Below are 24,549 nucleotides of genomic sequence, written 5' to 3' on the forward strand. Positions count from 1 at the left end.
ATGGAAGATACATTTCTAAAATTAGTTGAAGACAAAAAATTACATTACGGAAAAAATTTAAGGGAATTAATACCATTGATAACAAGAGTGCAGGGTAAGGTAAACCTGGACGACACTAAGGTATTCGGAAAACATATTCATGCATTTTCCTGGGCTTTTTTTACGGGATATTTTTATGAAAGAACTGAGATTCCCGAGAAATGGGAACATACCGACACCTTTTCAATAGGAACCTTTTTGCGAGATGGAGCTGAAGACGTGGCATATACAATGCTAATGATAGGACTAAATGAAACTAAAATTAACGATATTGAAAAGGATCTTACCAGTCAGAATGGAATAAGAGAAATTTTAAACAATATATCCAAATTTGCAGAGGGTGGAGCTAAATACATCTTAGAGAAACGAGAGGGCGATGATCCTGTCTCCAAGACCTACCTAAACAATATTGAACATTTCTTCGACGAAATTCATCAACGATTAGCTCAGAAAGAGTAGCTTTTTAACCTCCCGAAATTTTTACAATTCAGTTTTTTTTGAAAAAAATAAAAAGGATCACTCTTTACCACTTAAAGTTTGATCCTTTTTTGTTCGCAACTACTTAAACACCATGCCCCAGACTCTTCATAGCGTATATAACTTTTCTAAATTCGGTTATCTTATCACGTTAACTGTTGGTAAAGTAATGTTAAACTTCCTCCGATGCCAGTGGACATTTTGTTTTAATTGTAGAGAATAAGAGAAGGTAGTTGGTTTTGAGGTTTTTCCTTTACCCCCAAAAAGGTGTACAATTTCACTTGCTGATTATAATTGGTAAACTTTCAATAGAAATCCTACCCACGGGGGTACATTAAAATACGGGAGCCTGAGCAATTTCATTTACTCGCCTTCAATAGCTTTAGAGAAGATAATAACCAAAACAGCGGCCTACCCGGTTAATAAAAATTTGGATTTATTCCAAGTCACACCTAGAAATTTCATATTTTTATACCATACAATCCTAAGGAAAATGACAAAGATTAGAAGCAAAAAAGCAGAGGAAATAATTGAGGAATTAATTGACCAGTATGCCTTCGCCGATACCTCTGAACGACCTTGGATCATAGGTTTTAGTGGTGGTAAAGATTCCACCGTGCTCCTCACCTTAGTTTGGATTGCGCTCCAGAGAATCAGAGAGCAAATGCCGTACCCATACCAGTTAAGAAGACCTGTCTATGTTGTTTGTAACGATACAATGGTAGAAAATCCTATAATCGCTAGTTATGTAGAGGATGTTCTCGGAAAAATAGAAACTGCCGCAAGAGACCAAAATCTGCCTATCATTGTCAAGAAAACTGTTCCCAAATTAGAAGAAACATTTTTTATAAATGTCATTGGTAAAGGGTACCCAGTACCAAATAACACTTTTAGATGGTGTACGGATAAACTAAAAATCCGTCCGACTTCCAATTTTTTATTAGAGCAAATCGATGAAAAGGGAGAGGCTATCGTTCTTCTGGGTACTCGTTATGAAGAAAGTTCCACCAGAGAGCGTTCTATGCGAAAACATGAAGTCCAAGGAAAGAGGTTATCTAAACATAATAACACTCCAAACACCTACGTATATCCGCCTATTAAGGACCTACAACTGGAAGAGATATGGTATATAATTAATACTGTTCCCTCTCCATGGGGTTTTGATAATTCAATTCTCTTTCAAATTTATAGCGATGCCAGCGCAGATGATTATGAATGTCCGACTGTTGTAACTAATAAGGAGCATTCCTCCTGTGGTCAAAGCAGATTCGGTTGCTGGACATGCACGGTTGTTAAAGAAGATAAATCTATGTCTGCTTTAGTCGATAAAGGACAGCACTGGATGATGCCATTACTTAATTTCAGGAATGATCTAGTTGCCAATAGAAATCTTAGTGAAAACAGGTCTGCCACCAGAAGAAATGGTGCTCCAGCCGTCGATCCAGACGGTCATAAACAAGGTAATTATGAATCTCATTATCGTGCCAGAATTCTAAAAGAACTTCTTCAAATTCAAAAAGAAGTTCAAATTCAAAAACCACATATTAGCCTCATAACAAATCAAGAACTTATTGCTATCCAAGTCATCTGGAACAGAGACATGATTTTTGATTACAATGTCGGTGAAATATACAAAAAGGTTTACGATAAAGACATTGTAACTAATAACATGAAGTCACTCGACCTGACTGAACGGCGCATATTAAAAGAGATATGTGATGATAATACGGATTATTATCATCTTATAGATAACTTACTCACCCTTCAGGAAAGCAAAACCTTGATGATATCAAAATATGGCCTTCACAATGACCTAGAGAACAGAATAGAAACTTTTGTAACAGAAAGACAGGGATGAAAATAGAAAAGATAAGGCTACATAATTACAGAATATACCAAGGAGAGAATAATGTTTTGTTTTCTAACAACAGTGAAAAGAACATCAGTCTGATCGCAGGAAAAAATGGTTTTGGTAAAACTTCTTTTTTATCCTCATTAATTTATGCTTTTTACGGAAAGCTAATGGTGCAGGTAGAGGAAAAGTTCAAAAAAGACATCAAAAACAAAGGAGGATACGACAACTATCTTAAATCCTTGTTTAATAGAAATGCTCGAAAGAAATTCGAGGAGGGATTGAGTGAAGATTCGGTTTTCTCCGTTGAAGTTGAGCTTTCAGATTTAATGATTCCTTCAATTCCTTGCAAGACTGTCACCATCAAACGTTCTTTTGATTTAAAAACAAACGATGAAAGCCTTCTTATTTTAATAGATGGAGACGAAAACGAACTTACAAAAGACGTCGGCTACGAGGTATTTATAAATGATTTCATTTTACCCCGTGAAATAGCAAAATTTTTCTTTTTTGACGCAGAAAAAATAGTTTCTCTTGCCGAAGCCAGATCTAGGTCTGAACTACGAAGCCTCAGTAGAGCCTATTCAGAGGTTCTGGGAATTAAGAAATATGAAGAATTAAAGCTCAACCTGGAGACGTTGCTGGCTAAATTGAGGCGAAAAGGGGCAACGACATATCAAAAATCAGAATTACAAGATTTAATTGAGAAGGACAGGGAGCTTCAAAAGCTTGTCGAGCATAATAAAAGTGAACAAGAAAGCATTGCTCTCCGAATAAATAATCTTCAATTAAGGAGCGATACACTTCAAGAAAGTCTAATTCGGGAAGGGAATTCCATTACGCTAGACGAATTAAAAAATCTAAAAACTCGTAAGAATGACCTACAGTTAGAGCTTAAAAAAAGTAAAGATGAATTAAAAAAACTTTTAGACGTTGCTCCTTTCGTGATTGCAGGAAAAAAAACCACCTTACTGTATGAGCAATTATCGTATGAACACGATTCTTCAAAACAAGAACAATACAAAGAAGAACTAGAAGCCGAGCTTTCGAATTTTTCTAAAATACTTTCCGAAAAACTTAGTAGCATCATAAAAGATGATCATTTACAAAAAGAAATCATTGGTACTGTTGGTGAAACCTTGAACTCCAGATACAAAAAAAACAAGTCGGTTGAAAAGAGAGATACGATGCTGGATTTTTCTGACGAGCAATATCGAGGTTTTAAAGCTCTCTACGACAATATTAGATCATCCTTTGTGTCGCATTTCAATTCGATTGTTAAGAATGAACGCACCACAAAAGCACTTCTTAATAGGACTAGCAATAAAATAAAACAAGGAGAAGCTAGACAAAACAATCAATTAGCTAAACAATTCAGAAGGGAAAAAGAGGAAATTGAAAAAGAAATCAGTAGTCTTTCTCAAAAGAAGAATGAATTAACTCTCGCTCTCGGTGTACTAAATAGCAATAGTAGCAGCCATAAAAGGATTCTTTCTGAATACGAGAAAAATTTTAAGATAGGAGAGACAGATTTGAAAAAATACGATCTCACCAAACAACTGCTAGAGAAAATAAACCTTCTCATGGGGAGGATAAAGGAAGAAAAAAAGTATTCTCTTCAACATGCAATCCAAAGAAACCTAAAACAACTTATGCATAAAAAAGAATTTATAGCCTCTGTAAGAGTGCAAATTCTTGAAGATATAATGGATGTAGAATTGTTAGATAGTAATGGCAATATAATTGATAAGGACGAATTGTCTAAAGGTGAGCAGCAGTTATATGCGACTGCCCTACTTAAAGCTCTTGTAGATGAATCCGGCATAAAATTTCCGGTTTTTATTGATAGTCCTTTGCAGAAATTTGATGTTGAACACTCCGTAAGGATTATTGAAGAATTCTATCCAAGAGTTTCTGAACAGGTTGTTTTGTTCCCTCTCTTGGAAAAGGAGCTGTCTTATAAAGAGTTCCAACTCCTCAAGCCAAACATCAACAAAACCTATTTGATTAAAAACGTAACGGGTGGATCTGTAGTGAAAAATTGTCCTGTTCATAAATTATTCGACGAATTCAAAATTGAAGATGATGTTTACGCACATTAGAACAAGCAAAGAAAATAGAGAGATTGTTTCTAAACTAACGAGACAGTTAAATCTGGGAGCGGAAAATGCCATTGCTAGAATTGCGTTATCCTATTCTTTAAAACAAGAAAGAAGGCTCGATTTGAAAGATATTCAAAATTCTAGTGGAAAAGAATATTCAAAATCTGTACTATTCGGAAAAAATAGTGACTACTATAGTGCTTTAGTTGCTTTACATTATGGGCTATATATCTCAGATAAGGATATCCCTAAGTACATCAAATTGCATATAGATGACGGACTAGAAATTTTGTATAAAGAGTTATCTATAAGAAGAAATATAGATGGATTTGATTTTCTCGTAGAAAAAATGGAAGAAGGAGTAAAAGAATTAGTCTAAAAACCAGTTAGGGCTAAATCCCATAGTTTGAGCTGTGTCGAGATGGATTTCCATTTTTTCCCTTAACTTCTGTTGAAAAAGCTCTCTAGGTATAATGGCCAGATCTCTTGTAGATATAAATAGAAAATTGTTGTAATCTAAAAGATACTTCTCTTTTTCCTCAGAAATCAAATATCTTACAAATTGATACTGTAACAAGCAGAATTCTGAGGAGTAGGAAGAATGAGGCAATTTATTTCCCTTTGAACTATTACTAATTTTCTCTGTGGGATGTAAATTCCAAAGCTGATCATGAGTTAAATAGCTCCAGGGAATATAATGGTCAATACTAACAACATCTAATTTGATGACTGGCTTTTTCTCGAAGACGGTTCTAACGGTCCGATTTCTATCTACGAATCCCTTCCAAAGGTTTGTTGCCTGAGTTAGTTTTCTTTGCTGAGGTTTGAAAAGTTTTAAAGAAATGTTCGGGGTATTAGGATTATTTTTTTCAACGTAACGGAATAGTTCGAATAGCGTAAATTTCTCTATTAGCATTAAATTTGAACGTATCCAGTTCAACCAGTCACTGTTAAAAGAAATTAATTCATCCTTTATTTGGTACGGCGGCCTATTCATTCTCGACTCCTGCAATTCTAATATTCTCCTATTTATTGCTCCATCTATTACTCCTACAAGTTCGAGAAACCACGGTCTTATAAATCTGTAGGGCACATATCTTGTTAGGGCATTCAAAATTCGTGACAATTCCTTTTCACTTGCTCGGTCTTCCAAAAAATCTCGTAGTTGATCTTCGGAAATATCGTCTGGAATTGAATATATAGCCTTCAATTTCTTTACTAACTTTCCAAGCTGATCTTGTTTTCCGAATGAAATTTTAAAATAGTTAATAGGGTACCACACTAACACAACCATCTGAATAGCCGTTTCCTTAAAGGAAAAGCTTTCCTGGTTTTGATTTTTTTTTAAAAAGAATTAATAAAGAATACCACCAGTAATATTTGTAACTATTAGTGGTATTCTGGAAAATCTGTAAAAGCGTATTAGGTGACATAGAGATTAAATTTTATTGTACGACAAATCAATGAACTTTTCTTTAAAGGTAATTGGAAACAGAAGGTGTTCTTCCTCTTTTCACTTTTTAGTAATCACGTTCACTCTTTTACTTCCGGCTCCAAAACATACAACAAACTCTTCGCCCGACTAAGCTGGGTGTAAAGCCTGTTTTTATTTTTGGTCTTTCCATTTTTAATCTCCTCAAAAGGCTGTTTGAGAAGCAGGATAACTACAGGGGCTTCACAACCTTTAAAGCGGCGGATAGAGGAATAATATACTTTTTCCTTTTCCCTTGCCTTTACAGGATCCAGAATCTCGTATTCGAAGCCGTTCCTGTGGATCGTCAGGTTCCAGTCATTAGTAGAACCGTCTGTAAGGACCATGATCTGCTCTTTTGGTACTTTTCCCACATTGTGCACTTCCAGTAAACATCGTTTTAGAGCCCCTGCCATTTCCCCGGGAGCATATTCTTTAACTCTTACCTCCTCCCCTTCATCGACTCCGTAAGAAACAGCATCTGTACCCACGGTTGTGTTTATAAAGTCATTGATCTTTTTGGTATTCCTGTAGTTACAATTCAGAAGATGAGAATGCCAGCTCTGTCCCTGGGGCAGCATGAAATTCCGCTCGAAGATATTCTGCCGTTGGTCATAGAACAGGAAAAACTGAGAATCCGGATTTAGATACTTGAGCAGCATATTGAGCCAGCCCACCTCAAAATCCTGTGCTTCGTCCACCAGGATCACATCGAATTTTTCTTCTTCCCGTAGTGGCTTATCCTTAAGCAGCTCCTTAAATTTTTCAGGCAGGCCTTTATCCCAAAAATCCCTGTCTTTCTCCTGAGCTTCAAACCAACGCGGTTCCCGGTCATCTGCAAATTTCCTCATCAGGTTGTGGATATTATCGGTTTTAATTCCGGAATTAAGATCTGCCCTTACCTCGGAGCACAAATAAGTGTTATAGCACAGGAAAAGCACTTTTTTTCCTTTATTTTCCAGGACCTCAGCAGCACATTTCGCCAATACAGTTTTACCACTGCCGGCGCCACCCTCAACTGCCAGACGCGAATAGCTCCAGAGTCCGTTGAAAAAGGCTTTCTGACTCTCTTCTGTTTTGTCTATGTTTATCTCCATGTTTTCCAGCAGCGTTCTGAAGTTTTCAGAAACCTCCAGGCTCTGCAGCAGATCCTTTTGAAGTGTGGTTTTGTAGTCGTCTATAGAGATCCGTTTAAAGTGACTGTATTCATTCTCCACGGCCTCTGCTGCCATGTTAAGAGCTGTCCGGGGATCATCCAGATCTTCCTGGTCCAGTACATTCCAGATTTCACATTGGGTTGGCAGATTATCTTTGTCCAATATCCCATCAGGAAACCAAAGCAACCAAGTAACCGGCACTTTATGTTCAATAACTTCTTTATATCTTTTTAGAAGATTAGATACATAACCCATCACCTGATGATCGGGTGCCGGAGCCATCTCCCGGGAATTCTGGTACCAGGCATTCTCATCTGCCTTATACTGCACCTTTCCGCCCTTTACTTCAATAACGTAAATATGATCCAGTCGCTCTTCCCGCAGATCAAACACCAGGAAATCTATTTCATAATGCTTGTCTTCCCCGGTGGCCCTTCCGGTAAAGCCCCGGCTCCAGAAAATGTCAAAATTGTGGGGATCCAGCTTCTGTAAGGCTTCAAAAACCTTTCTTTCGCCGTTGTTGTCGTTATGGGTGGGGAATTTGGGTGGGTAGATCATAGGTTAGACGGTAGACTTTAGATGTTAGACGTTAGACGTTGGACGTTGGACGTTAGACTTGAGACGTGAGATGTTAGGCCGCGTGAATTAATTCATTTTGTGGATTGGAGGTTTGAGCATGTGAAAACAGCGTCTGGCCTGTTCTCGTTTTTTAGGATCATCATTAATGATTCCGCTGAGAATGGTCTCCGCCCTGAACTCAGGAGCGTTTTCTATGGTCTCTATGTAAACTTCTACGGGCACTCCAAAGTCATGTGCCAGTGCATGGTCAAAGAACTCAAAGGCTCCCATTTGTTTTTTACTCATCACCTGTATATTTTATGCCAATTGCAATTCCTCTTTATTAAACAACTGTTCCATTCGAGCTATTTGTTCAAGGCTCGGCTTGTTCGTGTAAATTCCTGATGCTTTTCCCTTACGGGCACCTCGCAAATACACATAGATCACTCCACCAAATTGATTATCATAATCAAAGCCGGATATTCTCTGCTCCAAATGCTTTTTTGCAGCCAGGGAATAGATAAAGTACTGCAGGTGATAGTTGCCGGAATTCATCGCCTCTCGCATGTTGTCTTCCCCTTCGTAATAGCTGAGATCATCCCCCAGGTAATTTGACTTCCAGTCAAGAATATAATATTTGTTCTGGTATTCAAAGAAGAGGTCAATGAGTCCGTTGAGCAGACCCTGTTGTGTGCTTATGGCCATATTGCAGTTGATTTCAATACCTTCCCCGGCATCAAAATTCTTGAGCTTCTCCAGGTCAAGTCCGGAAGTATTATAATCGAATTCCATCTCGTTCAGTTTCCTGTTGGGATCAAGCTCCCTCAACGGAATACGCGTCTCCTCTATCTGGATCTCGGCCTCCAGCACATGCTCCACCATTTCCACCAGCTTTTCCCGAAGGGCTTCCTTCTTGTGCGGGTAGTATTTATCCAGCAGCTTATCCACTTCTGCAAGTATATGCTCCCTGTCACCTTCAAAATCGATGTTCTCAAAGAGGTAATGCAGCATGCTTCCCATGGTCTTCCCGCCTGGGATCTCCTTAAAGATGAACTTGTCGTAGTCGTCCTGAGGCTCTCCGGAGTTACTCCTGGACACATGAGACCCGTGGGCGCTCAGGGCACTGAAGCTGAGCTTGCCGTGGTGTTGGTCGGGAAGAGAGAATTTTTCCAGGACCTCACCCTCTCCCCAAAAAGGAGGAAGCGGTGTTCCTTCGCTTTTCTTTTCCCCTTCTTCTTCCGGAATGGGTCGATCGAGAGAGGGAAGACTGTCAAAATTAGTGGCATAGGGGCTGAGACAAGTCGTGCGAACTCTTTCACCTGAAGTTTTAAAAAGGAAACAGTTGTATTTTGCCCTGGTCAACGCAACATAAAGCAGTCGGCAATTCTCCTGATCTAGCTGGTCTTTAAACATTTTTTTCTGCTCCTCACTCCTGAACGGCTTGCAGTAAAACTTGTACTCACCGTCTGCTCCGGGTTCCCGGTAAGAGCAAATATCGTAGCTCTCATAATTTGTCAGGTCCAGAAAAGGCGCTACTACTATGGGATATTGCAGCCCTTTAGCTTTATGCACCGTCAGTATCTTGACTGCTGCTTCGTCACTCTCCATTCTTTGCTCAAATTCATCTCCCTCTTCTAAACTTCCTGCAATTTGTTTCCCCAGGTAATCGTAAAGTGCCATCGGCTTTAATTCCTGCCGGTACTCCGCTTCTTGCAGCAGTTCCAGGAGCTGGGTGAGATTGCTCAGGATCCTTAATCCGTTCTGGTCCCTCCTCTTCATCAGGTGCCGCATGACATCAAGATCTTCCATGTATTTCCGGATCATGGAATAGATCCCGGATTCTTTCCAGATTTCCCTGTATCCCCTGAATGTATCCAGCAACTCTTCTTTCTTTATTGCGGAAACCTTCTTATAAGAGTAACCGGTAAATGAATTCAGCAGGGCTTTACTGATATTCTTTTCAGTGATATTCAGTACGGCTTCCATGATATAACGGAGCGACTTTGCTTCCTCTGAATCTTTATAGATCGAGGAATCATCTATAGTAATGGCGTGTATACCCTCATTAGCGAGTAAGCCTTTTACCTCCTGCGCCTCCTTGTTAGAACGGACAAGTATTCCGATATCAGACTTCACAACATCTTTACCATTCAGCTTATAGCCTCCGAACAGGATATCATGAACCAGCCTTGTGACCAGAGACTTTATTTTTCCTTTAGTACCCCCGTCGAACATCTGTAAAGGTTTCATTTTCCTTTCCGGATGTGTGAGCCCGGAAGACGTGGTATCATTGGCAGTAACTGGCAGATAATTTATATCCAGATCACTCTTTTTCGTTTTAAAGGGATCTTGCCCTCTGTCATAAAATTGAGAAACTGCTTCTACATAGGCTTCTGAAGACCTGAAATTTACATTCATTTCGAAGTGGCGGTCAATATCTTCTTTGGCTCTGAAATAGGTATTGAGGTCAGCCTTACGCCACGCATAGATCGACTGTTTGGGATCGCCAATAAAAAAAATGGTCTTTCCTTTTCCGAAAAGCCTATGGTATATCTCGTACTGCAGCCTGTCGGTATCCTGGAATTCATCGATAAAGACAGCATCAAATTTGTCTCTGAGAGCTGCTTTGAAAGATTTATTTTCCTCCTTCATTATAGCCGTATGCATCCGCTTGATGATCTCGTCATAGGTGAGCAGGTGATTTTCCTGCAGATATTGCTTTACCTTCTCCTGAACTTCCCGGATACACTTTGAAAAGAACCAGTGACAGCATTGTTCTTTCTGGGAAAGAAGTTCCTGAGCCTGCACTTTTTCAGCACTAAGATAATTATTGACAAATCTCTCCTTGTACTGCGTAGTTTCGAGAAGAAATTCACAGTAGCCTGAAAAGTTACTTACTTTGTCTAGGACATGTGCTTTACGGTTATCAGTGAGATCAGAATTCTGAATCTTATCATGAATATTCTCAAGATCCCTTTCATAATTTTCCCTGAATGCCTTGAACTGCTTAAAATAGTTTTCGATCGATGGCTCTTCCGTTTCGCTTACGGAATATACTTTACCTCCAATAGATTCCTTTACGGCCGATTCCAGGTTTGCAAAGGATATTGCTTTGATCTCCGAAAGCAGCTCTTTTGGAAGCGGAGTGACCTCCCTTCTCCAGAATTCCTTTATCTGGTTATTGGCTATTTCCTGAATGTTTGTTTTTAATTCGAGGCCAAAAGGCTGTGCAGCATGCAGGGCAAAAGTATTCAGGGATTCCTGACAGAAGCTGTGGATGGTCTGAATAGCAGCTTCATCCAGCTGTTTTATTGCTGCCTCCAGTCTCTCCAGTGCCACTTTTTTATTGGATTGGCCTGCAATGAGCCGCTCCACAGGTTTCTCGTCACATTCGCCGAATTTGACTGCCTTTACTGCTTCCTTAAGAAACCTTCTTATTCGTGCCGCCAGTTCCGCCACTGCCGCATTGGTAAAGGTAACCATCAGGATCTTTTCAATTTTTACATCCTTCTCAAGAATGAGTCTCAGCACGAGTAAACCTATAGAATAGGTTTTACCCGTACCTGCACTGGCTTCAACTAAATTTGAGCCTTCCAGCTCCACGGTGTTTAGATTAAAATTGGGCATCTCTGATCTCTTTATCTGTTAAACGCGGTTTCTATTTCTCCTCCTATCCTGGTATACAGGTCCTGAAATTCCAGAAGGCTGGACATTCCCTGATCTCCCAGAAAAAACCCCTGCTGGTATTCCCGCAGGAAATAATCTGACGGATAGAAATTACTGAAGGGTTCAAACTTACTGTCGATAAGATTTCGCAGTTTCTCGATCTTATCGCTTTCGGCTGTATCATCGCAGGCAGCTACCTCTTCCACTTTTAGATTCAGTTCCGGATAAAAGGGGATAATACGCTCGTGATTTTCGACATATAGTTCCAGGAATTCTTCTATTTCCTTTGTTGCCTCTTCGATCGTCTTTGGCACCTCTATCTTGTGGTGGAAAGGCTCATTATTGTCGTCGAGACATAGATAATGCAGAGCTCCGGTTCTTCCAGAGGCTTTCAGTACCAGGTAATGAAGGTAGGCTGACAATTCGTACTTCTTCTTTTCGGCCTTTGAAACGAACAAGTAGACAGCATCCTCTCCTAAAGTGCTCAGGTGTCCGTTCAATTTAATGCTCCTGTTGTTTTTCAGGGTGAATTTTAGGTCTATCTCTTCCATGGTCAGGGTCCTGCCGTTTGTGTGTTTCTCCAGTTCTTTCCAGAGAGCATCTATCCTGGTATTTACCTTTTCCAGTTCCTGCTCTCCTACGCTCTTTAGCGGCAACTGTCCCTTCAGGATCATTTCCCTTCTTATTTCTTCCAGATCCAACTCTTCTCCTGCCAGGCTCTTTTGAAGGAGGGAATTCTTGAGGCTCCATTCCTGCAAATTGTCCAGACCAAAAAGCTCCCATTCCGGCAGGTTTTCCGGATCCTCATAATAGATCTCGAGCACCTTATTATAGTAGTGTTTGAAAGGATCCTTCAGGAAGTTTTCCAGAACACATAAAGGAATCTCTTCCGGGATATCTGGCTCTCTGTTCACCTCGTTGATCTTCAGTTTATCCTTGGCACGTATCTGGTAAGTATATAGTTCTTTTTCCGCAGGATCAAAATACTTCGAGTTGAACGCATGCAACGGATGTTTCACTTCCCTGATCTCGGCCCCTGCCTTTTCTGCGTAGTCCTGCAGTTCGCTGATAAGCGCCGAGGGCGGGATCACTGAATTGTCCTTCACATTCTGGCCGATATAACTTAGCAGTACCTGCCGCTCCGCATTCAGGAAGGTCTCCAGGAAGGCGCCCCGGTCTTCCCTGCGGCTGTTCGGTTTCGACTCCTTCTGCAGCAGGTCAAAGCTGAGCTCCTGAGACTTCCGCGGAAATTCGCCGAAGTTGAGTCCGAGAAAAGCGACCAGCTTCTTAGGTATGCTCATTCCTGGGTAGAGTCCGCAGAAAACAATGCCTCCCCTCCCCTTGATCTGTTGCAGGTCCTTGTTGTGCAGCTGATCCTTCAAGCGGAAAAAGAATGTTCTGAACCCGATCTTCTCTTCCGAAGCCTGTATGCCTCCCATTCTCTCCATAAGCTCCTGGAACTGCCTTTGCTGCCAGTCCTCAGGCCGAAGGAAAGCTTCAGAAAGCTTCATTAGCTCCAGATGCCACTCCTTCGCGCTCTTTTTCTTCTCTTTCAGCTCCAGGAAATCGTTCAGCATTTCCACCATCTCATGCAGGCTGAAGAGATCCTGAGCCTGCTGGCCTTCGGCAATGTCCACCGGATAGATCTTCTTTCCGCAGATATCCACCGGCTCTGTGTGCCCAAGGCAGAACCCGTAAATGAGTCGCGAGAGGCCGTTGCGGAAAGAAGCATAATGCGTTTCCAGGGTTTCGTCGCCCTCGTGTTCCCTTCGGATATTGGCATCTATGAAGGCCTTCCGGAGCAGCTCCAGATCGCTGAAGCCAAAGCTGTTCTGCACAGGCTGCATCTCCAGCAGGTTGAAAACTCCCGGAGCAGTGAGATCCTCCCGCTTAAAAGAAAGCAGCTGCTCCAGGGCTGTCCAGAAGCTCTCCTCCCTTCCGTAGCCGCGGCTTACGAGGGTATAGGGGAACTTATAAGGTGCCGAATCAAAGACGGTTCTTATCGCCGAAACATAGGGGTCCAGCGAAGGCATGCACACCATGATATCCCTGGCGCCAAGTTCCTTGTTATTGCTTACCTGCCTCACCAGGTAGTTGTACAGTGCCTCCACCTCCCTTACCCTGGTGAAAGAGTTATAGATGAGGATGGAATCATCCTGCGGCAGTGTCTCTGAGACGCTATCTCTGAGAATGTCGCGCTGCAGGTGTTGCATCTTGTTTCCGGGCACATATGTAGTGGCAGAAATATCCTCTGCAGTAGCCTTCAGCACTTCCAGCTGCCTGTTCCGGTGAACGAGATACTCACCCCAGCTTTGTGCCAGTGGATTCACCTTCCGTGCTATTGCGGAATGTGTGCTGTAAACATACATGGGAAATTCCTCCCTCTCTGCCAGCACCTGCAGGTACTCCAAGTGCAATGGGCTTATCTGCAGATCGCCGAAAAGGTACAGGGAATGAAATTCCAGGAGCCTGTCCAGATGCTCATTTATCAGCTCCCTGAGGTCCGATGCGGACAGGAGTTGATCTTCGTATCCGGTCTTTTTGTACAGCCAGGCCTGCCATTCCAGATCGGGATGCTGCTGCTTCTTCCAGTCCTGCTGAGGATCATACTCCTGATACTTTTCAAACAAGTTGGCCACCTGTTGCGCCAGGGCGAGCCGTTTGATCTCATCGTCTCCGCAGTACTCTTTTATCTTAATGAACTTGCTCCGGAAATTCTGCTTTCCCATTTCGGAGAACAGCTTCCAGATCAGTTCTTCTTTGCCGGAGCTGTCCTTGCGTTCCGGATCCAGTTCTGCGATCAGCTCCCTGAAAAAGGAATTCAGGCTGTGTTGCTTCAGGTTTGAAATAAATCCGCTTTCCTGTGCCAGCTGTTCTTTGAGCCAGTTGTGCTGCGCCTTATTGGGAGTAATGATCTGAACCGGCTTGAAAACAAGCGCTGCCCCGGAAAAGTTCATTTTAATATGCTGCGCCAGTTCAGCTGCCAGTTCGGTTTTGTGAGCGGCGCTGTATCTCCTGAGGTTCTGTATTTCGGTCTGGTTGGTTTCCATGGTCAGTGGATTAGTTGGTTTTTCAGAAAAAGGTTTGGAACAGTTCCTTCTCTTTTATTTATATTCTTGAGAAAGATCGGTGCTAAAAGCGGCCTCCAGGATCATATCCGGTCTCTTACTCCGGAGGCCCTTTTCACCATTGCCTTCGCTGCCGTTTTCAATACTTCTATTGTGCCCTGTATCTTCAGGTTTTGCTTTGCCCGGGTGATGCCGGTATAGAGCAGCTCCCGGGTAAGCAGGGCCAGCTCCTCTGTTTTGGGCATGACCATGAACACGCTGTCGAATTCCGAGCCCTGGCTCTTGTGGATGGTCATGGCAAAGACGGTCTCCACATCGGTGAGCAGTCCCGGGGGATAGCTCTTTGCTTCTCCCTTCTCATCGAGGAACCACAGCTTCATTTTTTCGGGATCGTCCTCTGCCGGTCTTACGATCCCCACATCACCGTTGAACAGGTTCAGGTCGGGATGATTTTTTGTGACCATCACCGGGCGGTTCTTATAAAAAGTTTTTCCCGTTGTGAGAAGGCCTTTTCTGTTCAGGTGCTTTTCGGCTTTCTCGTTCAGCCCTTCTACTCCCTGCTGCCCCCTACGGATCACAGCGAGGATCCTGAGCTTGTTCAGCTTACGGATGGCCTCTGCTATATCCTTTTCCTCTATGTACTCGCTGAAGCCTTCTATGAACTCGTGGAGGAGCTTCTGATCATACTCAGGATCTATCTCTATCTCCTTGCTGGAATAAGTTTTCTCATAAAAGGATCCCAGTTCTTTTTCATTGTTAATAATGATGGCTTTGCTGAGCCTCCCTATCTCCGGATGCTTCTGAAATCGATAGGAGAACTGCAGTTCGGTGATATGATCCTGCAGGAGTTCGCTTTCATCGCGGTTCTCCTGAAGTTCATAGAACGGCAGCAATTCCTTCAGGTCCCTCAGCACCTCCGCACTATATCGGTTTCGATCCTTAACAGAATTACACAGGTCCCCCAGGAGACTCCCCGCCTCCACCGAAGCCAGCTGGTTCTGGTCCCCCAGGACGATAAGCCGGGTGTCCTCCTTAACAGCACTGATAAGCTTCGCAAACAGGGCCACATCTATCATCGAAGCCTCGTCGACAATTATGACATCTGCCTGCAGTTTGTTCTTTGCATCATGCCTGAAATACGGCGACTGGTATTTAGGTCCCAAAAGCCGGTGCAGGGTAAAAGGCTCCAGGGCAGCAATGCTCTCCCTGAAATCTTCCGGCACCTGCGCATTGTCCTTCAGGGCTTCTTTCATTCTCATGGCCGCTTTCCCGGTCGGAGCCGCCAGCTTTACGTCCAGATCAGGGTTCTCCTCATACAGCAGGCTCAGGATCTTGGCCACGGTAGTGGTCTTTCCCGTCCCCGGTCCTCCGGTAATGATGCTGAAGTTATTGAGAAAGGCCATGGCCGCAGCCAATAGCTGCCAGTCCGTCCCCACCTCCTTTGAGGTTTCCCTGCCTGCGATAAGTTTTTCGAACTGAGAGGACTCTTTAAGTTTCCTCAGCCTTCCCTGCCGTTCTTCCTGTCCTTTTGAGATGAGGCTTTTAATGCCTTCTATGATCTGAGTCTCGTAGTTGTAGTAGCGCGTGATATAGAAGTTGTTTCCGGCCAGGGCAAAGGGGAGGTTGATCTTCCCTTCCCCGTTCTCAGGAGTTTGCTTATACACAAGATCGCTCTGTGCCAGTTTTTCAACTGCCTCTTGCAGGTCAAGGTCCATTGGGTCCTCCTGAAAGCCTTCGAACAATTCATCCGCTGATGGTTTCTCTTTTAGGTCCAGGCAGACACTGCCCTGGGCCAGCTGCCGGGAAACGGCGTAGGCGAAGGGTTGCAAGTCTTTTTGTTCCTTGAAGAAGGAGGCGAAGTGGTGGTGGGGGGGTGATTTCATATTAGAAAATTTTTTACAGCAGATAATTCACGTCGAAAAGGCTATAAAAAGGAGTCTTTCAGGAGCTTCAAAATGTTCAAACTGCCACAAAAGAACTCCCTAATAGTCAGAGAAAAACGAATACAGGAATTACTTTAACATTTTTCCTGCCGAAACAGTACCGGAACATATTCGATCTTATTGAAACTTTTTTTAATGATCCTTTGTAATGTAAATTTGTTCAACTACGCAACTTCTTCATAATCGACAGTAGTAATATAACTTGCCTTGTCATACCATTCCTTTATTTTCTTTGCCTTGTCCATAAATTCGCCGGCTTCTGCTCTTAAAGATTCCTGACTTTTTAAGGTGTTTTCGAAAGCCGGGGCAAAGTTTTTTATATAGGATTCATCGTCATTAACAATTGATAAAAGGTGCTTTTTATATTGATTTAAATAGGCTACTATTTCAGTTTTCGACTCTTCCAGCTTTTTGTTTTTTCGATGCAAATCCCAAGTTTCCCATACCTCAAAAGCCACACCGATTCCGGCTAAAGCACCATTCAGGCCTTTGGCGAATTTAACAGCTCCCCAAGGCTTGAATTTCATTGCTGAATCAATACCAATTTTACCTAATCCTCCCCTCAGTATATCTCTGGAAGCCAAAACAGTAGTGTTATTTATTCCTAATTTAGATAAAGCATTAAAGCCCATTTTTGCCTGTGATTGTAAAAACGATTTATCTAAGGAATCTCTGAAATCAAATTCAGCAGTAATTTTGTTATTCAATGCTACTATTGATGATTTAGTACTCTCGGCATATCTATCAAAAAAAGAATTCACTTCAGATTCCAGGTTTATGCCATCCTGTCCAATGTTTCGGATGAAAAAGTCTTCATACGTTTCTAAATCTGTCGATTTCACCTGCAATAGCATTCCATCAAAATAAGAAATCACTTCCGCCTTTAAGTTAATTCTGTTTTCCTTGAATTTAGATTTGGTTTTCGAAATCTGTTTATCAATTTCAGCCAGGGATTCATCTCTGGTTTTAAGTTGTTGTTCATAAAAAGTAAAAATTTCATCAGCTTGTCTGGATTGTTTTGATATTGACTCTGATATAACACTTAAAGATTGTGCTTTAATAAGATTCTCTTTGGAACTTTTTAAAAATGATTCTGTCAACTCCCTAAGTTTATTGATTCGGGAAAGTTTTAGATATACATCTTCATTTTTGAACCAATTTACCACACCTCTATCAAATGGATTCGCAGAAATACCTATAATCTTTAATTGATCTTCCTCTTCTAAAGTCAATCCAATTACGGTTTTTAATTTATCAATTACTGCATTCTTTTTTATTGCAAACTGATGTTCATAGTCTTCATCATCTTCTATGTCGCAAACGTCATCAATACGATTTATAATAAAAATAGTATTATTCAACTTTTTTAAATCTCGAAATAACCACTTTATGGTTTCGGTATGGCTATCTTTTATAGAATTAACCGGATTTAAAACATATAATATAAGATGTGCTTCGGAAACATACTTTTTGGTTATTTCTGCATATTTAAGTACAGCTGAATCCTCAGCTACCTTTTCTTTTGAACCAAATAGCCCCGGGGTATCGACAATTTCGCAATTATCTTCAAAACCTTCTGGACGATAAATTTCTAAACTGTCTGAGGATTCCAACGGATCTATCTTCATATTTTCTTTTATCTTCCCTAACCAACTGGCGGCAACTGTTGTCTTACCTTCTGAAAAAGCCCCTACCAATGCAACTTTTATTTTTTCAGATTTCACCCCCTCAATTACTTTTAAAATCTTCTTTTCAGTGTCTTCGACATCTACGTTTAGTAGTTTACCTTCTCTTACCCATTTCAGCGTTTTTTCGAGATTGGATATTATTTGTTGTTTTTGCTCAAGAAAGCTATTTAATGGCTCCATTTTTTATTTTTTTTGGGTTTTAACTTCTTTAATTAATATTTCTAGCTGATCTGTTTTTGCTTCTAATACAGATTGTATTGCCTTAATCCCCTTTAGGTTGTAATCTAGCATCGTCCTAACCTCATTAATTATATTCTTCTGACAATCATCAATGATATTTTTATTTGAAGCATCCAATCTTGATTTGATTTCGGCTTGCAAATTTCTTAATTTTTCATCCACCTGTTTCTTAGCTTTTGATTCCGGAGTTTCTTTATCCAAGAAGAACCTAACAACATTAAAAAGAGCACCCAGAATAGCTCCAACAGCTGCCCCAATTAAGTTTCCTATTCCTGGTATAGCAGAACCTAAAGCAGCTCCACTCATTGCCATTCCTGCCACAGAGATTACAATCCCTCCAAATTTACTCCACTGAAAATTAAATGACGTATTAAAGTCACCAACAGTTCTATTTTCAAAACCGGTAATTCTAACCGATGCAATTTTCTTGATGTTACTTTGCATTTTTTCCACATTCTCTTTTACCTCACGTGTAAATGAATCACATGTTTTTTGTGTAGAATCCGTATATTCTTTCGATAATTCTTCTAAAACATAATTGCCATAACAGCCTGCAATAAATTTTATACGTTTTTCTTGATTCTTGATCAGACGAGCTTTTGATCTATCAGAAGTATTTAATCTATAAAGACTTTCCCCTTTTTTATCTATTAGATCGTATAGTTTTTCACGAAGATTTTCTACTGCGGATTTCGATAATTTGTTTAAAATTCGGGTTAGTTCATTCTTTAATTCCCTCTGACTGTTGTCGTTTTTATCCTTCGCTACCGTAATCTCTTTATCAATATTTTGAACAAATTCATCACTATATCTTGAATTGCGTATTTCTTGGATTTTCTCTTGAAAATCATTTGCAGCACAAACTGCTTTTTGAATATTTGCATTAATGATTTTTCTTTCCATTTCAGTCAACTGAAACCTAATCAAAGTTTCAACTTTTTCTAATTGTGAAATAGAGTAAAGTTTCTCAGGTGTTTCAAATTTATCCAGAAGCTTTTTCTGAAACTTAAAATTCCTTTCTTTCTGAGGTATTTCTCCTTTTGAACAAAAAGCCATTAAGCCTTGTAAAGAATAACAACCCTTATAAAAATCTCCTAACTCATTTTGCATTTGGTTAGAAATGTTTTTCCTGAAGTCTTCTGCACCAGGATGCATTGCTTCAAAAGTTACGACGTCGTCATAAGTGTATGTGTTTTTCCTCTCGTTCAATAAAAAATATACTTCAGTTTGCTCCTTTAAATATTTTTTTATTTTAGCTATCGTTCCACTTTCTGGTAATTTCCCTGCCGAGCACACATAAAAAACGCAATGTGCTTTTGAGACAGCCTCCATTATCATTTTTTCATATTTACCCTCATTTCCTTCAATACCTGGCACATCAATTAATGTAAAAGGTTCTTCTTCTTGATTGAATTGATACTCAATACAGAATTGAGTGAAATCTTGCACTCCAGTCCCTATTATTTCCCCATCAAAGAATTGCTCCCTTTCTTTTTTCAATTCGCTTGCCTTGGAAACTATATTCGCCACTCTACTATCCTGTTCTGGATCTTCTGAATCCAGTTTATAAATTTCATTTTCCAACAACTTGATTTTTTGTTCAAAAAAGAGAACAGGAGGTAAGCCAAACCAAGACCTGAAAACATCTAGTCCATTTGCCCAAAAAGTATTTTGCAATCTTTTTGCCTTTTCTTTTATTTGCTCCAACTGAGAGGTTTTTTCTTTGGCTTGATTAAGCTTTAACTCTCTAATAGAGGATTTAATTTCTTCAGATTCTTGTTTCAACTCGAGAATTTTGGAGTCTATGGATTTTTTTAGTTCATTGTTTTCAATCTTCTTATCTTCAAGCATTGAAATTCTTAGGGCCTCTATTATTGTACTTTTACCAGCGTTTGTTTCGCCAAAAAATGCAATAGTGAACTTATCCCAAACCGCATTTTCATCTAACTTTATAAGTTTTTGAACAAATTCATTTCTCAAGTATTGTAAATCGGAGTGTACTTCGTCATTTACTTTTTTTACATCAATATGCTGTATCTCAACATTAGAAATGTCGTTCAGTACTTCATCAACATTATCAATAAGGCTCGAATAGACATTTCGATAGCTTGAATTATTCTTCCTCTTATCTTTAAGTGTCTCTATAATATTATTTTCGCCGTATCCCATTTTTTTCAATTAGGTTATATTTTCTCATCTTTTTTAAAATTCAATTCTTGTTGATGATTACGTTGTGAGTATTTTCACCAGACCTTCAATTCCAGCATCTGCTTTCTTTAAATTAGCCAATGTTAATTTTAAATCGATTCCGTTAACTTCAATATTAGTTGGATTGCTCAACCAATCTTCCATTCTGCCTTTACCTTTCGATTTATTTATAGATGAAAGTGTAACTCCAATATTTTCCGAACAATTTACCACCAGAGCAATTTGCTCATCGGTTAAAACGGATTTATATCTGCTGTGAATTTCTTCAGAAGATCTAATATGTTCATAATCATAAGGATCACCCCCCAATAATACTTTGCCGGTATAAATATCCTGGTAATGTGCTTGTTCAAATCCTTTGGCTTTTCCTCTTGCCAGTGCAGCTGCGTGCATCGATCGTTTTGCTTTTGCAAATTCCTTATCTATTTCTATTCTCCGGTATGGCCTGTTTTTATTTATCATTCCAGTTTGTAATGTTAGTTTCCTCTGAATCCGTTAAACTTCAACTGGTTATGCTTTTTTCCACTCTCTATATTTCTCCAGATCCTCCTTAACAATATCTAGACAAATTTCAAAAAAGGCCGCATCCTTTAAATATCCAGAAAAAACATTAGGAGGAATAGGGGTGAACACTACTGGACGCAACACATACAAAAAATATCCTCCGATAGAAGCTATTGTTAGTAATGCTACATCTTTGTAAAATCCCTTGTAGAAATCCTTGAATAACAAAAAAAAATCTTTTAGGTCTTCAACCTTTTTTGAATTTGAACTTTTCTGGGGTATTCTAAAAAAATATTCTTCTTGACTTAAGATCTTTTCTCCGTCTTCTTCCCTAAACATTTTTTGCCACTTGTAGAACTCCTTTTGTGGCTGTTTTCCTGAAAATTTTGAAATTAGAGTTGGGACATATTCAAGCATTATATTGTAATTATTAATTAATGGTCGTTTTACTATGTTGTAATAATAGATATATAGATATAAGGCTGCTCTAGCCAGAATTTATGGTTTTTCTGAAAGCCTAAAATGCTTAGCGTAAGAATCAATTCTCTGAGCTATAACTTCCCTAAAGAAATTATACTCATAATTAGCATCCCAATTCCGCATCCTAAATAATAGGTAAAACCGGTGTTGGTCTCTGCGAATATTCCTATTTCAAAGATCAGGTAACCTATTAGTGAAAAAGTTATAATAAAGCCATGCCATAGCCCCCCAAAAAAACCATATTCAGACTCCGTTGGACCTGCAGGGGCACAAGAGGTTAGACTAAGAATTAGAAACAGGAATAGTCCTATTTTCATTACCTTTTTAAAGTTCATTTCCACTTTTATCTGATTTTGCATTTGATCTCTCCACATCCTTCACTGTTGATGCTTTAATTAATATTAATAAGGCTCCAAATCGTTTTCTTCAGCGTTACGGTTGAGGAGGTTTAAAAGCTCACTAAAAGAACTCTTCTCTTCTCCATAAGTGGTATCCCTGGCCTCCTGTAATTTTTCCCTGGTTGCCCAAAAATCTTCTAAAAAGGATTGACTTCTACTATGGTCAGTGTCAGATTCCACTTCATCGATAAGTTTGTTGGTGTGCTTTTTTAAATCATCTAATTGTCCCATACATCCAAATTAAATTGCTCTATACTCCAAATATCCCGTATTCAAATACCCTTCTGTCTTTAGATCCACACCATGTACTCTCATGAATGCATTATAAACTTTCTCTTTTTCATCCAGAGGATTTGCAAACATTGAGCTTATTTGTACAGCCAGTCCGCCATCTATATATTCTCCTTTGACATTTATGCAGTGTTTGGTTTTTATTTCAAATGTTGCCATATTTTTTAGTGCTCTTAATCTCGTTTTTAGCCTTTCGTGGTTAATGACAAAGAGTTAATTGCATTGGCAATTAACTCCTTCCCCACAATACTTCCCTGATTCCTCTTATACCCCAGAACCTTCACCCCTTCTGGAGTTATAAATGATCTCATAGATCCTGAGCTCTCCTCCTGCAGTTTCTGTGGGAACAGAACAGCGATCTCATCATAAGCCTTGAACCCCTCCGCCATGATCATCTCCGGTCGAAGACCATCAATTAACTGCTTCGTCCACACTCGGGCGAAATGAAAAATCTCTCGGCTGAGTTCTTCGGGAAGAAGTTTCAGGAGTCGGTTGAAATCGGCGACATTATCTGTTGCCCAATAGTAAAAGTTGGTTTTTACCGTGGCATGCTGCAAATGCTCTTCCCTGCCCGCCTGCCGGAAGAGCTCTTTTGTCTGCTCTCCCAGGATGTGCCGGTTCAGGTAGTATTCCATGGCCTGCATAGGCTCCAAATTCTCGACTATGGATCCGTGGTGCTTATAGTAGCCTCCCCCGGGATTAAAGCCGATCAATAGGATCTTAGGCCGCTGCAGCAGCGGACTGAACAGCAGCTGACAGCCTTTATACAATGTTGTTATCTCAGGATGCTTTCCCGCGGCTGCGAGAATTTGTTGATGCAAATGATAAGCCCCCTCAGATACTTCCGAATAGAAAGTAGGTTTCATGGTTGATCTGGTTATGTGATCTTAAGTGTAGGGGCTTAAAATCCTGTTAAATATATAGAATCAGATTGTAGGAAAAAAAAGAAAATCCGTAATCGTGCGAAATTTTATGATTTGTAATGCTGCGGCATTGCTGCTTTATGGGAGACATGGCTTTCTAAAAACAACTCTTACCAATTAAAAATCAATATGTTAATAATCTTATAAAACTTTCATCTTCACGGTATAGCTTTTTTAAAAATTTCCACCTATAAATATCCAATAACTGTGATAATCATCCACTTTTCAGGAATACCTTCAAAATAAAAGACCGCTTCGCCGTACTTGTCTTCCTCCCTCAACACCCTACCATCAAGGAAGTACAACTTTCTGCCAAAGCGGTTTTTTGCTCTTATTGTGTGACCGTCAAAGAAGTATAGTTTGTCTCCGTAGCGGTTCTTATACCTTACCTCGTTTCCGGAAATATGATATAGTTTTTCTCCGTACCTGTTCTTTTGCCTGATAGTCTCCCCATCCCAATGATATAAATTTTCACCATAGCGATTTTCACGCTTAATGCTGTTATTCTCGAGGAAAAAGACTTTTTTACCATACCTGTTTTGCAGATGAACAGCCTGGCTCACAGCACTGATCGGGATCATCAAAAGGATCGATAGGAGGAACAGCTTTGTCATATTTTACTTTTTCTCGATTCAAAATCCTTTTTATAGAAACTGTACCTTTCTAACAGCGGTAACAGACAAATTTCCACATTTTGTGTACGTGGAAGCAGAACACGCTCCAGGAATTGCTTATCTCCAAGATTCAGGACACAGATAAAAATTTTCTTTTCCGGGTTTTCTTTTGTAAACTTTAGTACCGAAAGCAGGCTTCCTCTTACCTCCTCATCTCGCAATGCTACCACATATTGCTTTTCCAAAGGAGGATCTTTAGAAGTAGCACTTAGAAAATCAAGTCCTTTTGCTACTCCAAAATCAAGGGAACAGCCTTTGTTCAGCAGTATTTCTGCAACAAACTCGGTAAAAGCAACAGGCCGGTTGGAAAAATCTTCGGGTGTCATATTGTTTTCGTTTATTCAAGATTAGGACTCAAAAGCGCCAAAACTCGTCGTCGGTAATAAATTTTATCTCCCAGATCATCTTCAACTTTTGAATATCCTTCCGCCTAAAGATGGAGAGCCTTGAAAAAAGTTTTGATTTTCCTTTGTATTCGATTTCCAATCTTAAGATCGAAGGATTTTTCAGAAAAACCTCTGTTTCCATATTTACGTTATAGCTTTCCTAAAGAAATTATGCCTATAATTAAAATTCCAATAATCCAGCCTGTGTAGTATAAAACTCCACTGTTGGTTTCTGCCCATAAACCGATATCATACCCAAAAATAAAACGTCCTATTAAAGAAAAAGTAAGAATGAAACCATGCCAAATCCCTGCAAAAAAACCATACTCATTCTCCGTTACACCTGCGGGAGCACAGGATGTCAGGCTAAGAATCAGAAACAGAAATAATACTTTTGTAATCAGCTTTTTACGATCCATAATCG

At 40.1% G+C, this 24,549-nt stretch carries 21 protein-coding genes; 4 read left to right on the forward strand and 17 right to left on the reverse strand.

Annotated elements, in window-relative coordinates:
- The 4 genes from RM549_RS03045 to RM549_RS03060 all read left to right on the forward strand — a co-directional run bounded on the left by RM549_RS03045 (position 1) and on the right by RM549_RS03060 (position 4,849).
- The gene (locus RM549_RS03045; RefSeq protein ID WP_311680878.1) at positions 1 to 498 is read left to right on the forward strand and encodes a hypothetical protein; all 498 of its coding nucleotides are present in this window, start codon (positions 1 to 3) and stop codon (positions 496 to 498) included.
- A 511-nt stretch (positions 499 to 1,009) separates the two neighbouring features.
- Positions 1,010 to 2,374 carry a DNA phosphorothioation system sulfurtransferase DndC gene (gene dndC, locus RM549_RS03050; protein ID WP_311680880.1) on the forward strand — a complete coding sequence of 455 codons (1,365 nt, stop codon included), beginning with the start codon at positions 1,010 to 1,012 and terminating at the stop codon, positions 2,372 to 2,374.
- Positions 2,371 to 4,470 (forward strand): AAA family ATPase, encoded by a 2,100-nt coding sequence (locus RM549_RS03055; RefSeq protein WP_311680883.1) that lies wholly within the window; start codon positions 2,371 to 2,373, stop codon positions 4,468 to 4,470. Before dndC ends, RM549_RS03055 begins: the two co-directional genes overlap by 4 nt.
- Positions 4,451 to 4,849: a DndE family protein gene (locus RM549_RS03060; RefSeq protein ID WP_311680888.1), complete on the forward strand. Its 399-nt coding sequence runs from the start codon at positions 4,451 to 4,453 to the stop codon at positions 4,847 to 4,849. Before RM549_RS03055 ends, RM549_RS03060 begins: the two co-directional genes overlap by 20 nt.
- Here the strand turns inward: RM549_RS03060 and RM549_RS03065 are convergent.
- The 17 genes from RM549_RS03065 to RM549_RS03145 all read right to left on the reverse strand — a co-directional run bounded on the left by RM549_RS03065 (position 4,841) and on the right by RM549_RS03145 (position 24,544).
- Positions 4,841 to 5,764 carry an HNH endonuclease domain-containing protein gene (locus tag RM549_RS03065; protein ID WP_311680890.1) on the reverse strand — a complete coding sequence of 308 codons (924 nt, stop codon included), beginning with the start codon at positions 5,762 to 5,764 and terminating at the stop codon, positions 4,841 to 4,843. The genes RM549_RS03060 and RM549_RS03065 overlap by 9 nt on opposite strands.
- Positions 5,765 to 6,003: 239 nt before the next feature.
- Positions 6,004 to 7,656, reverse strand: coding sequence for an AAA family ATPase (locus RM549_RS03070; protein ID WP_311680892.1), 1,653 nt, complete (start codon positions 7,654 to 7,656; stop codon positions 6,004 to 6,006).
- A gap of 87 nt (positions 7,657 to 7,743) precedes the next feature.
- On the reverse strand, positions 7,744 to 7,962 hold the full coding sequence (locus RM549_RS03075; RefSeq protein WP_311680896.1) for a hypothetical protein: 219 nt from the start codon (positions 7,960 to 7,962) through the stop codon (positions 7,744 to 7,746).
- A gap of 12 nt (positions 7,963 to 7,974) precedes the next feature.
- Positions 7,975 to 11,283 carry a UvrD-helicase domain-containing protein gene (locus RM549_RS03080; protein WP_311680900.1) on the reverse strand — a complete coding sequence of 1,103 codons (3,309 nt, stop codon included), beginning with the start codon at positions 11,281 to 11,283 and terminating at the stop codon, positions 7,975 to 7,977.
- Between the two features lie 11 nt (positions 11,284 to 11,294).
- Positions 11,295 to 14,372 (reverse strand): exodeoxyribonuclease V subunit gamma, encoded by a 3,078-nt coding sequence (locus RM549_RS03085; RefSeq protein ID WP_311680915.1) that lies wholly within the window; start codon positions 14,370 to 14,372, stop codon positions 11,295 to 11,297.
- A gap of 101 nt (positions 14,373 to 14,473) precedes the next feature.
- Positions 14,474 to 16,273 (reverse strand): exodeoxyribonuclease V subunit alpha, encoded by a 1,800-nt coding sequence (gene recD / locus RM549_RS03090; protein WP_311680922.1) that lies wholly within the window; start codon positions 16,271 to 16,273, stop codon positions 14,474 to 14,476.
- 224 nt (positions 16,274 to 16,497) lie between these two features.
- Positions 16,498 to 18,201 (reverse strand): LeoA/HP0731 family dynamin-like GTPase, encoded by a 1,704-nt coding sequence (locus RM549_RS03095; RefSeq protein WP_311680938.1) that lies wholly within the window; start codon positions 18,199 to 18,201, stop codon positions 16,498 to 16,500.
- Between the two features lie 3 nt (positions 18,202 to 18,204).
- On the reverse strand, positions 18,205 to 20,430 hold the full coding sequence (locus tag RM549_RS03100) for a dynamin family protein (RefSeq protein WP_311681649.1): 2,226 nt from the start codon (positions 20,428 to 20,430) through the stop codon (positions 18,205 to 18,207).
- Between the two features lie 57 nt (positions 20,431 to 20,487).
- On the reverse strand, positions 20,488 to 20,931 hold the full coding sequence (locus tag RM549_RS03105; protein WP_311680944.1) for a hypothetical protein: 444 nt from the start codon (positions 20,929 to 20,931) through the stop codon (positions 20,488 to 20,490).
- Between the two features lie 48 nt (positions 20,932 to 20,979).
- Positions 20,980 to 21,390 (reverse strand): YkvA family protein, encoded by a 411-nt coding sequence (locus RM549_RS03110; RefSeq protein ID WP_311680946.1) that lies wholly within the window; start codon positions 21,388 to 21,390, stop codon positions 20,980 to 20,982.
- Positions 21,391 to 21,524: 134 nt separating this feature from the next.
- Positions 21,525 to 21,770 (reverse strand): hypothetical protein, encoded by a 246-nt coding sequence (locus RM549_RS03115; protein ID WP_311680952.1) that lies wholly within the window; start codon positions 21,768 to 21,770, stop codon positions 21,525 to 21,527.
- 84 nt (positions 21,771 to 21,854) lie between these two features.
- Positions 21,855 to 22,082, reverse strand: coding sequence for a hypothetical protein (locus RM549_RS03120; protein WP_311680959.1), 228 nt, complete (start codon positions 22,080 to 22,082; stop codon positions 21,855 to 21,857).
- Between the two features lie 9 nt (positions 22,083 to 22,091).
- Complete coding sequence (locus RM549_RS03125; protein ID WP_311680966.1) at positions 22,092 to 22,301, reverse strand: DUF6140 family protein; 210 nt, start codon at positions 22,299 to 22,301, stop codon at positions 22,092 to 22,094.
- A 26-nt stretch (positions 22,302 to 22,327) separates the two neighbouring features.
- Positions 22,328 to 23,008, reverse strand: coding sequence for a hypothetical protein (locus RM549_RS03130; RefSeq protein ID WP_311680972.1), 681 nt, complete (start codon positions 23,006 to 23,008; stop codon positions 22,328 to 22,330).
- A gap of 245 nt (positions 23,009 to 23,253) precedes the next feature.
- Positions 23,254 to 23,679, reverse strand: a complete 426-nt coding sequence (locus RM549_RS03135) for a hypothetical protein (RefSeq protein WP_311680980.1) — start codon at positions 23,677 to 23,679, stop codon at positions 23,254 to 23,256.
- A complete protein-coding gene (locus tag RM549_RS03140; protein WP_311680987.1) occupies positions 23,676 to 24,065 on the reverse strand; it encodes a hypothetical protein in 390 nt (129 codons plus the stop codon). The genes RM549_RS03135 and RM549_RS03140 overlap by 4 nt, the downstream gene beginning before the upstream one ends.
- Positions 24,066 to 24,274: 209 nt before the next feature.
- Positions 24,275 to 24,544: a hypothetical protein gene (locus tag RM549_RS03145; protein WP_311680994.1), complete on the reverse strand. Its 270-nt coding sequence runs from the start codon at positions 24,542 to 24,544 to the stop codon at positions 24,275 to 24,277.
- Positions 24,545 to 24,549: the final 5 nt, after the last annotated feature.

It is taken from the genome of Autumnicola patrickiae (assembly GCF_031846525.1).
GTDB classification, from domain to species: domain Bacteria; phylum Bacteroidota; class Bacteroidia; order Flavobacteriales; family Flavobacteriaceae; genus Autumnicola; species Autumnicola patrickiae.